We start from the raw sequence: 13,420 nt of genomic DNA, 5'->3' as shown, positions 1-13,420 counted from the left end.
TACAGATAACAGAATTTGCCTGGCGGCTTTAGCGCGGTGGTCCCACCTGACCCCATGCCGAACTCAGAAGTGAAACGCCGTAGCGCCGATGGTAGTGTGGGGTCTCCCCATGTGAGAGTAGGGAACTGCCAGGCATCAAATTTAGCGTGCTGATATGGCTCAGTTGGTAGAGCGCACCCTTGGTAAGGGTGAGGTCCCCAGTTCGACTCTGGGTATCAGCACCACTTTATACTTAGGTTAAAGTTCGGCAAGAAGTAAAAGAATTTGTCTGGCGGCTTTAGCGCGGTGGTCCCACCTGACCCCATGCCGAACTCAGAAGTGAAACGCCGTAGCGCCGATGGTAGTGTGGGGTCTCCCCATGTGAGAGTAGGGAACTGCCAGACATCAAATAAGTGAAAAGGCCATCCGAAAGGATGGCCTTTTTGCGTTTCTGCGCTGCACAAATCGTAGGCCGGGTAAGGCGAAGCCGCCACCCGGCAGAGCAAACGACTAATGAATTACCTGCGATAAAAATGCTCGCGTACGTTCTGACTTCGGATGCGCAAAGAACTCATCCGGCGGTGCCTGCTCAACAATCTCGCCGCGGTCCATAAAGATCACCCGGTCGGCCACGGTTCTCGCGAATCCCATCTCATGCGTGACGCACAGCATGGTCATGCCGGATTGTGCCAGCCCAATCATGGTATCCAGAACCTCCTTCACCATTTCCGGATCCAGCGCAGATGTTGGTTCGTCAAACAGCATGATTTTGGGTTTCATGCACAGCGAACGGGCGATAGCCACGCGCTGCTGTTGCCCGCCCGAGATCTGACCTGGAAACTTATTGGCATGCTCCGCGATACGTACGCGTTCAAGGTAGTGCATCGCCAGCGCCTCCGCTTCCTGTTTCGGCATCTTTCGGACCCAAATCGGCGCAAGCGTACAGTTCTGCAGAACGGTCAGGTGTGGAAACAGATTAAAGTGCTGAAATACCATTCCCACTTCCTGCCGCACGCGTTCGATATTGCGGATATCTTCATTCAGTTCAATACCATCAACCACAATGCGCCCTTGTTGATGCTCTTCAAGATGGTTAATACAGCGAATGGTTGTGGATTTACCTGAACCGGAAGGGCCGCAAAGGACGATGCGTTCGCCCTGCTTTACCTTAAGATTGATGTCCTTCAGGACATGAAACTGTCCATACCATTTATTGACGTTTTCCAGCGTAATCATCGCGTTGGCGGTTGTCATAGTCATTTGGCTCATAATTTCCTCAGTGCGGTGTACGCCCGGTGTTAAAGCGCTTTTCCAGATGCTGGCTATAGCGCGACATGCTAAAACAAAAGATCCAGTAGATCAGAGCGGCAAAGACATATCCCTCGGTGGACATACCCAGCCAGACAGGGTCAACGGTTGCCTGCTGCACGCTGCTAAAGAGATCGAACAATCCGATGATGATCACCAGGCTGGTATCTTTAAAGAGAGCAATGATCGTATTGACCAGCCCAGGGATAACCAGCTTGAGCGCTTGCGGAAGGATCACCAGCCCCTGCGTTTTCCAGTAACCGAGCGCCAGCGATTCCGCCGCTTCGTACTGGCCTTTAGGCAATGCCTGCAGGCCACCGCGTACAACTTCAGCGACATAGGCGGACTGGAAGAGAATCACACCGACCAGGGCACGGATCAGCTTGTCGATCGTTGTACCTTCCGCCATAAACAGTGGCAGCATGACCGACGACATAAACAGTACGGTGATAAGCGGTACGCCGCGCCAGAACTCAATAAAGATAACGGAGAGCACGCGTACGACCGGCATTTTTGAACGGCGACCCAGGGCGAGTAAAATGCCCAACGGTAGCGCGCCGGCGATCCCTACTGAAGCGATAATCAACGTCAGCGTCAGCCCACCCCACTGGCGTGTTTCAACGCGTTCCAGCCCCAGAAAACCGCCATACAGCAGCACCCAGACAATAATCGGATAAACCACCGCCCAGACGGCAATATAGCGTCCACGGTGAGGCAGCTTTTTCCAGAACATGACTGCAACAGAGAGCAGGCCGATAACCAGCGCCAGATTAATCCGCCAGCGCTGTTCATGCGGATACAATCCATACATGAACTGACCGAAGCGCTCATGAATAAACACCCAGCAAGCGCCAGCTTTAGTACAATCTGCCCGGGTTGTACCGACCCAGTTGGCCTGTAAAAACGCCCAGCTCAGCAGGGGAGGAATCAATTCCCACATGAGCCACAGGCAGACAATCGTCAGCAGGCTATTACTCCAGCTGGAGAACAGATTCTTGCGTGCCCAGAGAATAAAACGTCCACCCGTCGAGCTGGCAGGGCGTGAGGAGTGCGACAGTATCGCTTTTGTCATCATAGATCCTTAGCGCTCGACCAGTGCTATACGACGGTTGTAAAGGTTCATCAGCAACGAAATGGCCAGACTGATGATTAGATAGACGGACATGGTGATGGCAATGGTTTCTATGGCCTGTCCGGTCTGGTTAAGCACGGTTCCGGCGAAGAGAGACACCATATCCGGATAACCAATGGCAGCTGCCAGCGATGAGTTTTTGACAATGTTGAGATACTGGCTGGTCAGGGGCGGAATGATCACCCGTAAAGCCTGCGGAATAATGACCTGGCGAAGCGTCACGGTATTCGGCAAACCGAGTGAACGTGCCGCCTCGTGCTGCCCGTAAGGCACGGCCTGGATCCCGGAGCGGATGATTTCCGCAATAAACGCGGAGGTATAAATTGAAAGCGCCAGCGTGAGTGCTGCCAGTTCAGGAATTAACACCATACCACCCTGGAAGTTGAACCCGCGTAGGTGAGGAATATCCCAGTGCAAGGCTGCACCAAAAAGCCAGTGAGCAACTAAAGGTAAGCCAACAATCAGCGCAGCGGCAACTGGCCATGTTTTACGAAGCTGTCCGGTTTTAATCTGATGCTTACGGTTATAGCGGAACAGGCCGACGGAAATCGCGAGCGCAACAATAATGGCGACGATAAAGGCGTAAATCCCTTCGGCCACCTGCGGAGAGGGAATGTATAACCCACGATTACTCAGGAAAAACAGCTCAAACGCATCGACGGCCTGGCGGGGACCGGGAAGATTACGCAGCACCGCGAAATACCAGAAGAAGATCTGCAGCAGCGGCGGGATGTTGCGAAACGTCTCAATATAGATGGTGGAAAGCTTTCGCAGCAGCCAGTTTTCAGAAAGACGCGCCAGCCCAATAAAGAAGCCCAGGACGGACGCGAAGACAATACAAAGTGCCGATACCAACAGCGTATTCAGTAAACCGACCACAAACACGCGTCCGTACGTGTCACCCTCCTGATAGTCGATAAGGTGCTGAACAATCCCAAAGCCCGCGCTGCGATCCAGAAACGCAAACCCGGAGGTGATACCGCGATTATTCAGGTTAGTGATGGTGTTATGGATGAGATACACGGCGATAAGAACAACCGCAACAATAGCAATAATCTGGAATAGCCAGGCGCGGACCGCGGGATGAGAAAAGGATAGCGATCCTTTTACGGCTGAGCGGCGATGGGACATAAAGAAACCTCAGTAACCATGACTCTGGAGTGGGCACTGCCCGAGCAGTGCCCGTTACAGCTATGACTTAACGTACTGGTGGCGCGTACTGAATACCGCCGTTATTCCAGAGATTGTTCTGGCCGCGTTTGATCTTCAGCGGGCTTTCCGATCCCACGTTACGCTCGAAGATCTCTGCGTAGTTACCCACCTGTTTGATGATGTTGTAAGCCCACTTGTTATCCAGCTTCAGATCCTTGCCGAAATCACCTTCTTTACCGAGCAGGTGCGCCATATCCGGGGTGGAAGGATTCGCCGCTTTCTCATCAACGTTTTTCGAGTTGATGCCCATCTCTTCTGCATTCAGCATGGCAAACAGCGTCCAGCGAACGATAGAGAACCAGTCTTCATCGCCACGACGCACAACCGGTCCGAGAGGTTCTTTGGAGATCACTTCAGGCAGGACAATCCATTCCGCCGGATTGCTCAGCTTAATGCGTAAGGCATACAGCTGTGACTGGTCAGAGGCCAGGGTGTCGCAGCGACCGGATTCCAGCGCTTTGGCTGATTCATCCGAGCGGTCGAAAGTCACAGGGGTGTATTTCATCTTATTTGCTTTGAAATAATCCGCGACGTTCAGCTCGGTATCGGTACCCGCCTGGATACACACGGTGGCGCCATCCAGTTCTTTAGCGCTTTTCAGGCCCGCTTTATTGTGGGTCAGGAAGCCGATGCCGTCATAATAGGTCACGCCCGTAAATGACATCCCCATACCTGCATCGCGGGAGGAGGTCCAGGTGGTATTACGCGAGAGCATGTCAACCTCGCCGGACTGCAGCGCCGTAAAGCGCTCTTTCGCCGTCAGCGGGGTGTATTTTACTTTGCTGTCATCACCAAAAACCGCTGCTGCGACGCCACGGCAGACATCCACATCAATACCGGTAAATTTGCCGTTCGCATCGGCATAAGAGAAGCCAGGCAGACCGTCGCTGATACCGCATTGAACAAAACCTTTCTTTTTAACGGCATCCAGCGTCGTTCCCGCATGGGCTTGACCGGCTATGGCAAACAACATGCCTGCAGCGGTCAGGCTGGCTATCATCGTCTTTTTCATAATGGATCCTGTGTGGCGAAATTTATTGTTATAGAAGCGTTTTTAAGCGCTTAACCTGTCTGTGGCATTGGCCAACGTTTATAAAGCAAACGTAATGCCAGTTTTGAGTTCAGCGAGATAAGAGAAAACTGAACGCTTAATGCAGAGTGTAGACAGGCTTAAATAAAATGAGCGCCCCGAAACAGTGCGAAATTACAACCTGTGCCACAAATTGGAGCAAAAGTTTTAACCGGGATGAAATAAAAAGAAGAGATAGTTTCTTAGGTGAATATTGGCAGAGTATTCAATAGTATTAATGTATGAGAATCATCAGAGATAAGAAAAAGGTGTTGATAGCGGTTGGTTGAAATGAAATATAAGAATAAATGCGGAACTTTTTTATTTATTAGAAAATGGTGCACTCATTAAAAGCAAAAGCGCGGCCGGAGCCGCGCTTTCTGAACAAATGTTACTTCGTCAGGGCAACAATACCTAACGTTAAACCCGCTACTGCGGCAGCGCCGCCGGCGATGGCACCCGCTGTTTCCCAGTTGTCCTGGGTGGTGCCTTTCATACAGGTATTGGTATGAACCAGTCGGCCCTGATCATCGTAAACCGGTACACAAGGAGAGTCGTGCGCGCAACCAGCAAGCAGCGCAGCGAGAAGTGCAACGGAAATGAATCTTTTCATGATGTTACCTCAGTATTATTTCTTATTCGCTACAAAGCCAGGAGGGCTATTAACGAACTGGAGATTATTTTACCACCAGGGTAAGTTCCCGTTACACGTGGAATAATCTCAAATTATGTAGTTTGTAAAAATCATGGAGAAAAAGCATTTTCTGGATAAATTCATGGAGAAATTATGGAGTCGCAAGAGGGCGCTTTTACTTAACGCAAACTCATGAATTTTTAATATGCGATTCAATAATGACTAATCCATTGTTTATATTAAAATAAAAAAGGCACCAAACGGTGCCTTCAGGGATACGTTAATCCTTATGGTTGGTAAACCGTCTCCGGACAACCACAAAGAAAACGGGCACAAAGAAAATAGCCAGAAGCGTTGCGGAAAGCATGCCTCCCATCACACCCGTACCGACGGCGTTTTGCGCGCCGCTCCCGGCTCCGGTGCTAATTACCAGCGGCATGACGCCAAGAATGAAGGCCAGGGAGGTCATCAGGATCGGGCGAAGGCGCATTCTTGAGGCTTCCAGCGTGGCCTCAATGATACCTTTACCTTCTTTATCCATCAGATCCTTAGCAAATTCGACGATCAGGATGGCGTTTTTCGCCGATAACCCAATCGTTGTCAGCAGACCGACCTGGAAATAGACGTCATTGTTTAACCCGCGCAGCGACGCTGCGAAAAGAGCCCCGATGACGCCTAACGGCACAACCAGCATGACAGAGAAGGGTATGGACCAGCTTTCATACAGTGCAGCCAGGCACAGGAACACCACGATCAGTGAAATGGCGTACAGTGCAGGCGCCTGGTTACCGGAAAGGCGTTCCTGATAAGACATTCCCGTCCAGTCATAGCCGATGCCGGAAGGCAGTTTTGCCGCCAGGCTTTCCATCATCACCATGGCCTCACCGGTACTTTTCCCTGGGGCTGACTCACCGAGGATCTCCATGGACGGCATGCCGTTATAGCGTTCCAGACGAGGAGAACCGTAAACCCAGTGAGCGCTGCTAAAGGAGGAGAACGGCACCATTTCCCCATTCGCGCTGCGCACGTAGAGATTGTTGATGTCCCCCGGCAACATTCGGAATTTCGCATCCGCCTGGACGTAAACTTTTTTCACGCGGCCATGATCGATAAAGTCATTCACATAGGTACCACCCAACGCCGTCGATATCGTCTGGTTGACGTCAGAAATGCTAATCCCCAGCGCCTGCGCTTTCTCCTGATCGACATCCAGTTTGAACTGCGGTGTATCCTCCAGGCCGTTAGGACGCACGCGAACCAGCAGGTCAGGGTGCTCTTTCACCATGCCGAGCAGCTGATTACGCGCCTGCGTCAGCTGGGTATGCCCCAGGTTTGCCTGATCGATAAGTTCAAAGTCGAAGCCCGTTGCGGTTCCCAGTTCGATAATGGCAGGCAGGTTAAACGGAAATACAAGGCCGTCTTTAATCTGGCTGAACGCTTTTGTCGCTCGGCCCACGATGGCCTCAACGCTATTTTTCTCCCCAGAACGTTCTTCCCAGGGCTTCAGGCTGACGAAGGCGATACCGGAGTTCTGGCCCTGACCGCTAAAGCTAAAGCCGTTAACGGTAAAGACGGATTCAACGTTCGCTTTCTCTTGGGTCAGATAATAGTCCTGAACCTGGTCGAGAACCTGCTGAGTACGCGTCTGGGTCGCACCCGCCGGGAGTTGAACCATCGTCATAAATACCCCCTGATCCTCTTCAGGCAGGAAGGAGGTAGGTAAGCGCAGGAACAGCACCGCCATCCCACCGACAATAATGACGTACACCACCAGATAGCGGCCGGTCTTACGCAAAATACCGCTTACGCTGTTGCTGTAGTGCTCCACGCTCTTATCAAAGAGCGCATTGAACCAGCCAAAGAACCCCCCTTTCTTCTCATGATGATCGCCAGAGACGGGCTTAAGCAGCGTTGCGCAGAGTGCGGGCGTCAGGATCAGCGCAACCAGCACGGAGAGCGCCATGGCGGAAACGATAGTCAGCGAGAACTGGCGATAGATGGCGCCCGTCGAGCCACCAAAAAAGGCCATCGGGACAAAGACCGCCGAGAGAACCATCGCGATCCCCACCAGCGCGCCCTGGATCTGCTCCATCGACTTCTGCGTGGCCTCTTTCGGCGGCAGCTTGTCCTCTACCATCACGCGCTCAACGTTCTCGACCACCACGATGGCGTCATCAACGAGTAGCCCTATCGCCAGTACCATCCCGAACATCGTCAGGGTGTTGATGGAGAAACCGAACGCCGCAAGAACCGCGAAGGTACCCAGCAGAACCACCGGCACCGCGATAGTCGGAATGAGCGTCGCGCGCAGGTTTTGCAGGAACAGATACATGACCAGGAAGACCAGAACGATCGCTTCAAACAGGGTCTTCACCACTTCATGAATAGAAATTTTCACAAAAGGCGTGGTGTCATAGGGATAGACGACCTTCAACCCCTGCGGGAAGAACTGTTGCAGTTGCGCCAGTTTGCTCTTGATGGCTGCCGCGGTATCCAGCGCGTTTGCCCCGGTTGCCAGCTTAATCCCCAGGCCGGTTGCGGCCTGCCCGTTGATTTTGGTCACCATATTGTAGTTTTCGCCGCCGAGCTCAATGCGAGCGACATCCTTCAGGTGAACCATCGAGCCGTCCTGGTTCACCTTGAGCGTCACGCGGCCAAACTCTTCCGGTGATTTCAGGCGAGTTTGCGCGATGATGGAGGCATTCAACTGCTGTCCAGGAACCGATGGCGTACCGCCCAACTGACCTGCCGCTATCTGGTCGTTCTGCGTTTTCAGCTGGTTGATAATATCCAGCGGCGTCAGCTGGTATTTATTCATCGCGTTGCTGTCGAGCCAGATGCGCATCGCATACTGGGCGCCAAACAGCTGAACGTCGCCGACACCCGTCGTTCGGCTGATAGCATCTTTGACGTTCGAGGCGACATAGTCGGAGATATCATCCTGAGTGAGGTTTTTGTTGTCCGAAACAAAACCGGCGACCAGCAGGAAACTGCTGCTGGATTTCTCAACGCCAATCCCTTGCTGCTGTACCTCTTGCGGCAGCAGCGGCATGGCGAGCTGCAGTTTGTTCTGCACCTGCACCTGGGCGATGTCCGGATCCGTTCCTGACTCGAAGGTCAGTGTGATGGTGACATTACCTGCTGAATCGCTGGTGGAAGACATGTACATCAGGTTGTCGATACCGTTCATGTTCTGTTCGATAACCTGGGTCACGGTATCCTGCACCGTCTGGGCATCAGCGCCGGGGTAGGTCGCAGAAATCGCCACGGCTGGCGGAGCAATCGTCGGATACTGGGCGACGGGCAGTTTGAGAATGGCCAGCCCGCCTGCAATCATCAAAATGATGGCAAGTACCCAGGCGAAAACCGGCCTTTGAATAAAGAAATTAGCCATGTCGTCGTTCCTTAACTGGCGGGAGTCGTGGTGGTATCTGGCGTGGCGACGACGGTAGCCCCTGGTCTGACTTTTTGTAATCCGCTGACAATCACGCGGTCACCGTTTTTCAGCCCTTCCGTCACCAGCCAGCGGTCGCCAATGGCCTGAGGCGCAACGACGGTACGTGATTCAACCTGGTTTTTATCATTAACCACCAGCACGGTTGCGTCGCCTCGCGGCGTTCGGGTCACGCCCTGCTGCGGAACCAGAATGGCATCTGGCTGTGTGCCTTCATCAATGCGGGCGCGAACGAACATCCCCGGTAACAGCAGGTGTTGAGGATTCGGGAAAATGGCGCGCAGCGTGATTGAGCCGGTGCTTTCATCCACCGTAACGTCGGAGAACTGCAGGGTGCCTTTCAGAGGATAGGGCTGACCATTCTCCATCAGCAGCTCAACGCTGCTGGCCGTGTCGCCTTTTTGCAGGCTCGTCTGCTTCAGGCGCATAAATTCATTGCTCGACTGGGTCACATCGACATAAATCGGATCAAGCTGCTGGACCGTCGCCAGCGCTGCGGCCTGCCCGTTCGTCACGAGCGCCCCTTCCGTCACGCTGGATTTGCCGATGCGGCCATCGACAGGGGACGTTACTTTGGTATACGCAAGGTTGATACGTGCGCTTTCAACGCCCGCTTTTGCGGCGACAACGCTGGCATCTGCCTGCTGGGCCGTAGCCACGGCCTGGTCATACTCTTGTTTACTGACATACTGTGTTCCCACCAGTGGGAGATAACGTTTCACCGTCAGGTGTGCAATATTGGCCGCCGCCTGCGCCTTTGCCAGCTCGCCTTTCGCGCTGTCGTAAGCCGCCTGATAGGTCGCAGGATCAATTTGATAAAGTGAGTCCCCAGCTTTTACATCGCTACCTTCCGTGAAGTTGCGACGCAGAATGATACCGCTAACCTGTGGACGAACCTCCGCAACGCGGAACGCATCTGTTCTGCCCGGGAGTTCAGTTGTGACGGCCAGCGGCGCACTTTTCACGATATGGACGCTGACCTGAGGCGCCTGTGCATGTTGTTGTTGATTTTCCTGGCCATCGCATCCAGTGAGCAGTACAGCGCAGACAATGAAACCGGCTAAGGGTAAACGTCTGAAATGATTCGTCATGACTGTTCCTTTAAATCCCCATTAACCGATGTTTGCCGTAGATCGGTAGTGAGGCAGAGGGAAAAAATAAAATGTAGCTGCGTATAATAATGAGGGTATTTAATGTTTTTTAATTTATAAGTGCGAATAACGAGGCCTGAGAGGAAAATCAGAATCAGTCCCGTAGAAAATACGGCTATACTTCTGCCCGCTAAATCAGGCTAATAGAGCTTAACCGGTAAATTTATTCATTCCGTGAATTTAATCCCGGGCATGTATTTAGATTGTTTATAGATTAAGTAAATTGACTTTTTTTGTGCAAAATTAAAACGGCTTTTAGTGAATACTTCCAGCCATCCGAACCTGATGTTATGTATATACCCTGCGAGTAAAGAGTAGCTGTCAATGGCGCGTAAAAAGAAAGAAGAGGCTCAACAAACCCGACAGCAGTTGATTGAGGCGGCTATCGGGCAGTTTGCGACGCGAGGCGTAGCCAGCACGACGCTGACGGATATCGCCGATGCCGCAAAGGTTACGCGTGGTGCTATCTACTGGCACTTTACCAGTAAAGCAGAGATATTTAATGCCATTTGGGAACAGCAATTACCGCTACGTGACATCATTCGCGACAGGCTTTCTCTCTCCGAAAATGATGATCCGTTGTTAATACTTCGTGAGCAATTCATTACTGCGCTTCAGTATATCGCACGCGAACCCCGTCAATGTGCGCTATTACAAATTTTGTATCATAAATGTGAATTTACTAGCGATATGATTTCAGAGGATGAAATTCGGAAACGTATTGGGTTCAATTATGATTCTTTGCGCGTTACGCTGGAGAAATGTATTTCTCGAAACATCATTTCGTCGCAGGTGAACGTTGAGCTGACCATGATCGTATTCCACGGTTTTTTTAGCGGCATCATTAAAAACTGGTTAATGAATACCGACAGTTTTAATCTTTATCAGCAGGCGCCAGCCCTGGTCGACAGTATTCTGGCGACACTCCCTCTCTTGCGCGTGTCGCCTCATAATGATTACGGCTCAGCGCCTGGCAACATTTCGCCCCGTGCACAAAGCGCCTCGATGGTCTGCACGCTGGCGGGTTTACCTAACAGATAACCCTGTAAGGTATTACAGCCCAGCTCCGTCAAAAAGGCTTGCTGCGCTTCGGTTTCCACACCTTCGGCCACGACTTTCAGGTTAAGCGTTTTCGCGAGGGCCACAATCGCAGAGACAATGGTGGCATCCTCGCTTTCACCGCTTAACTCTTTCACAAACGCTCTGTCTATCTTCAGTTCACAGGCCGGTAAACGCTTGAGATACAGCAGGCTCGAATATCCGGTCCCAAAATCATCAATCGAGGCTTTCACCCCAGCATCCGTCAGCTCTGTCAGCACCCGCACACTCTCATCGGGGTTGCTCATCGCCGTAGTTTCCGTGACTTCCAGGATCAACATTTCCGGCGGGACGTGATGACGCTCCAGGCAGTCGAGCACTGTTTTAACCAGCGAGGGCTGTTCGAACTGCAGCGTCGACAGGTTTACTGCCATTGACCAGTTTCGATGTCCCTGCAGATGCCATTCTCTCAGCTGGCGACAGGCTTCATTGAGCACCCAGTTACCAATAGGGATGATAAGCCCGGTTTTTTCCGCCAGCGGCAGGAAAAGATCCGGCGTCAGTAAACCCTGCTTAGGATGCTGCCAGCGCAGCAGCGCTTCAAACCCGAGGAGAGGGCCCGCGGGCGCGTGAAACTTTGGCTGATAAAGCAGGCGCAGTTCATTACGATCGACGGCCATCCACAGATCGTTCATTAACTGAAGATGGGTCTGCGCCAGAGTGTTCATGGAGGGCTGGAAAAAGTGATAGCCGTTTCGGCCCATATGCTTGGTGTGATACATCGCCGCGTCGGCGTTAAACATCAGCTCACGTTCGGTTTTGCCGTCGTGAGGGTACAGGGCGATACCAATGCTAAGCGTTACCACCAGTTCGTAGGGGTCGAGAGTGAACGGGCTATCGATCGCCCGCACCAGCGAATTTGCCAGCGAGGCCGCATCGTCCGGACCTTCTCCCTCAGCCAGCAGAACAAACTCATCGCCGCCAATGCGTGCAAGGGTAAACTGGCCCTTCAGGAGATGCAGCAGACGCTGCGTAACGGCGACCAGCAGCCTGTCACCGACATCATGGCCGTAGGCGTCATTGATGGCTTTAAAACCGTCGAGATCCATGAACATCAGGGCGAAATGGGTACCTTCACGGTCAGCTTTGCTGATGGCCTGATCGAGCCGGTCCTCCAGCAGGATACGGTTGGGCAGACGCGTCAGCGTATCGTGCAGCGCCAGCCGCGCAAGTTCCCGGTTCGCTTCTGCCAGCGACGAGGCCAGAAGGGCGGTTCGTGCCTGCAGGCGGGCATCCAGCATCGACACCAGCAGGGTGATCCCAAGAATAGAGAGCGCGACGACGCTGACCAGCACGGCCAGCCAGCTGCCGTTAATACCATGATGGTGAACCATGGTGGACATTGGAAACTGCGCGGCCTTCATCCCGGCGTAGTGCATACCGGCGATAGCAATTCCCATCGTGATGGCGGCACCCAGGCGCATCAGCACCACCTGAGCGGCTTCGTGACGCAGGCGGAAGGTCAGCCACAATGCTGCAAGCGAAGCGGCAAGCGCAATCACGACCGAAATGGCCACCCACAGCGTATCCCAAACGATCCCCGGCCTCACCTCCAGCGCCGCCATACCGGTGTAATGCATGGCAACAATGCCGATTCCCATCACCAGAGCGCCGGGGAGCAGGCGGCGCATGCGCAGCTGTTCACAGCTGACGAGCCATAGCGCAAACAGTGACGACCCCACGGCGATGACCATAGATAAAATCGTCAGGGTCGCGTTGTAGCTCATGCTCATGGAGAGATCCATCGCCAGCATGCCGATAAAGTGCATGGCCCATACGCCAATGCCCATCGCAACACCGCCTCCCGCCAGCCAGACGCGCGCTGCGACGCCCTGACTCCCGGCGACGCGTGCAGCCATATTCAGCGCGGTGTAAGCAGCAAGGATGGCAACAGCAAAGGAGAGGGCTACAAGGATAGGGTTGTATTGGCTAACCAGCATGGTCGGTTCTACTCGAGTATGACGTTACGCAGGAGAGGTTGAGAAGGGCGAGACATTATCACCGTCAGGTAACGGCTCAAAGGGATTTAAATCCCCGTTTTTAGTGGGCAATACGGGGAGGCCGATGACGGCAGGGTGTTAATCGAGTTCTGAACAGTTCACTAATTTCAGCGGATTGACGGAGTTCATATTGCGGCACTTGTCGGTTTCGGTGCTCATCAGTTCAATCCACTGCATCAGGAGGGCATCGAATAGAAAAACGGAGATTGCAAAGACGACCAGCCACCAGTATTTACGAATCATTGTGTCATTCCGCGAGAAGAGAGCCACTGATGTGGTGGAAATATACACGAAAAGAAGCGGTTTAAAAGCGAGATAAGCAAAGGTTTACAAAGCGTTGACGGTGAAAGAATAAGACAATAAAAAAGGCGCATCCCCATGCC

10 protein-coding genes, 1 tRNA gene and 2 rRNA genes are annotated in these 13,420 nt (G+C 52.8%); 4 read left to right on the top strand and 9 right to left on the bottom strand.

Annotation, left to right across the window (positions count from 1 at the left end):
* The first annotated feature begins 18 nt into the window (after positions 1 to 18).
* The 3 genes from rrf (OKF39_RS21290) to rrf (OKF39_RS21280) all read left to right on the top strand — a co-directional run bounded on the left by rrf (OKF39_RS21290) (position 19) and on the right by rrf (OKF39_RS21280) (position 383).
* Positions 19 to 134, top strand: a 5S ribosomal RNA gene (rrf, locus tag OKF39_RS21290).
* A gap of 14 nt (positions 135 to 148) precedes the next feature.
* Positions 149 to 224, top strand: a tRNA-Thr gene (locus tag OKF39_RS21285).
* A gap of 43 nt (positions 225 to 267) precedes the next feature.
* A 5S ribosomal RNA gene (rrf, locus tag OKF39_RS21280) occupies positions 268 to 383 on the top strand.
* Positions 384 to 489: 106 nt separating this feature from the next.
* Here the strand turns inward: rrf (OKF39_RS21280) and OKF39_RS21275 are convergent.
* The 7 genes from OKF39_RS21275 to OKF39_RS21245 form a co-directional block, all read right to left on the bottom strand.
* Positions 490 to 1,248 carry an amino acid ABC transporter ATP-binding protein gene (locus OKF39_RS21275; RefSeq protein ID WP_041907797.1) on the bottom strand — a complete coding sequence of 253 codons (759 nt, stop codon included), beginning with the start codon at positions 1,246 to 1,248 and terminating at the stop codon, positions 490 to 492.
* 7 nt (positions 1,249 to 1,255) lie between these two features.
* Entirely contained in the window at positions 1,256 to 2,359 is a 1,104-nt protein-coding gene (locus OKF39_RS21270) for an amino acid ABC transporter permease (protein WP_059357177.1), read from the bottom strand.
* Positions 2,360 to 2,368: 9 nt separating this feature from the next.
* Positions 2,369 to 3,550: an amino acid ABC transporter permease gene (locus OKF39_RS21265; protein WP_136484863.1), complete on the bottom strand. Its 1,182-nt coding sequence runs from the start codon at positions 3,548 to 3,550 to the stop codon at positions 2,369 to 2,371.
* 67 nt (positions 3,551 to 3,617) lie between these two features.
* Positions 3,618 to 4,643, bottom strand: a complete 1,026-nt coding sequence (locus tag OKF39_RS21260) for an amino acid ABC transporter substrate-binding protein (protein ID WP_028014619.1) — start codon at positions 4,641 to 4,643, stop codon at positions 3,618 to 3,620.
* 448 nt (positions 4,644 to 5,091) lie between these two features.
* Positions 5,092 to 5,313: a lipoprotein gene (locus tag OKF39_RS21255; protein WP_008502867.1), complete on the bottom strand. Its 222-nt coding sequence runs from the start codon at positions 5,311 to 5,313 to the stop codon at positions 5,092 to 5,094.
* A gap of 301 nt (positions 5,314 to 5,614) precedes the next feature.
* The gene (locus OKF39_RS21250; RefSeq protein WP_045630750.1) at positions 5,615 to 8,728 is read right to left on the bottom strand and encodes an efflux RND transporter permease subunit; all 3,114 of its coding nucleotides are present in this window, start codon (positions 8,726 to 8,728) and stop codon (positions 5,615 to 5,617) included.
* A gap of 11 nt (positions 8,729 to 8,739) precedes the next feature.
* On the bottom strand, positions 8,740 to 9,879 hold the full coding sequence (locus OKF39_RS21245; protein WP_028014617.1) for an efflux RND transporter periplasmic adaptor subunit: 1,140 nt from the start codon (positions 9,877 to 9,879) through the stop codon (positions 8,740 to 8,742).
* Positions 9,880 to 10,263: 384 nt separating this feature from the next.
* Between OKF39_RS21245 and envR the strand changes: the two genes are divergently transcribed.
* Entirely contained in the window at positions 10,264 to 10,980 is a 717-nt protein-coding gene (envR, locus tag OKF39_RS21240; protein ID WP_063155260.1) for an acrEF/envCD operon transcriptional regulator, read from the top strand.
* Here the strand turns inward: envR and OKF39_RS21235 are convergent.
* Together OKF39_RS21235 and OKF39_RS21230 are read right to left on the bottom strand one after the other, a co-directional pair.
* The gene (locus OKF39_RS21235) at positions 10,896 to 12,977 is read right to left on the bottom strand and encodes a putative bifunctional diguanylate cyclase/phosphodiesterase (RefSeq protein ID WP_479983334.1); all 2,082 of its coding nucleotides are present in this window, start codon (positions 12,975 to 12,977) and stop codon (positions 10,896 to 10,898) included. The two genes, envR and OKF39_RS21235, sit on opposite strands and share 85 nt — an antisense overlap.
* A gap of 138 nt (positions 12,978 to 13,115) precedes the next feature.
* Complete coding sequence (locus tag OKF39_RS21230) at positions 13,116 to 13,280, bottom strand: DUF2556 family protein (protein WP_014885446.1); 165 nt, start codon at positions 13,278 to 13,280, stop codon at positions 13,116 to 13,118.
* Positions 13,281 to 13,420: the final 140 nt, after the last annotated feature.

This window comes from Enterobacter cloacae complex sp. HYC042_NIDB (assembly GCF_056673315.1).
The sequence above is the reverse complement of the archived record's forward strand: the minus strand, read 5'-3'. Positions and strand labels throughout refer to the sequence as shown.

Excerpts from the sequence above, each read along its gene's own strand:
- OKF39_RS21275 (WP_041907797.1), bottom strand. The coding sequence starts at position 1,248 with ATGAGCCAAATGACTATGACAACCGCCAACGCGATGATTACGCTGGAA.
- OKF39_RS21270 (WP_059357177.1), bottom strand. The coding sequence starts at position 2,359 with ATGACAAAAGCGATACTGTCGCACTCCTCACGCCCTGCCAGCTCGACG.
- OKF39_RS21265 (WP_136484863.1), bottom strand. The coding sequence starts at position 3,550 with ATGTCCCATCGCCGCTCAGCCGTAAAAGGATCGCTATCCTTTTCTCAT.
- OKF39_RS21260 (WP_028014619.1), bottom strand. The coding sequence starts at position 4,643 with ATGAAAAAGACGATGATAGCCAGCCTGACCGCTGCAGGCATGTTGTTT.
- OKF39_RS21255 (WP_008502867.1), bottom strand. The coding sequence starts at position 5,313 with ATGAAAAGATTCATTTCCGTTGCACTTCTCGCTGCGCTGCTTGCTGGT.
- OKF39_RS21250 (WP_045630750.1), bottom strand. The coding sequence starts at position 8,728 with ATGGCTAATTTCTTTATTCAAAGGCCGGTTTTCGCCTGGGTACTTGCC.
- OKF39_RS21245 (WP_028014617.1), bottom strand. The coding sequence starts at position 9,879 with ATGACGAATCATTTCAGACGTTTACCCTTAGCCGGTTTCATTGTCTGC.
- envR (WP_063155260.1), top strand. The coding sequence starts at position 10,264 with ATGGCGCGTAAAAAGAAAGAAGAGGCTCAACAAACCCGACAGCAGTTG.
- OKF39_RS21235 (WP_479983334.1), bottom strand. The coding sequence starts at position 12,977 with ATGCTGGTTAGCCAATACAACCCTATCCTTGTAGCCCTCTCCTTTGCT.
- OKF39_RS21230 (WP_014885446.1), bottom strand. The coding sequence starts at position 13,280 with ATGATTCGTAAATACTGGTGGCTGGTCGTCTTTGCAATCTCCGTTTTT.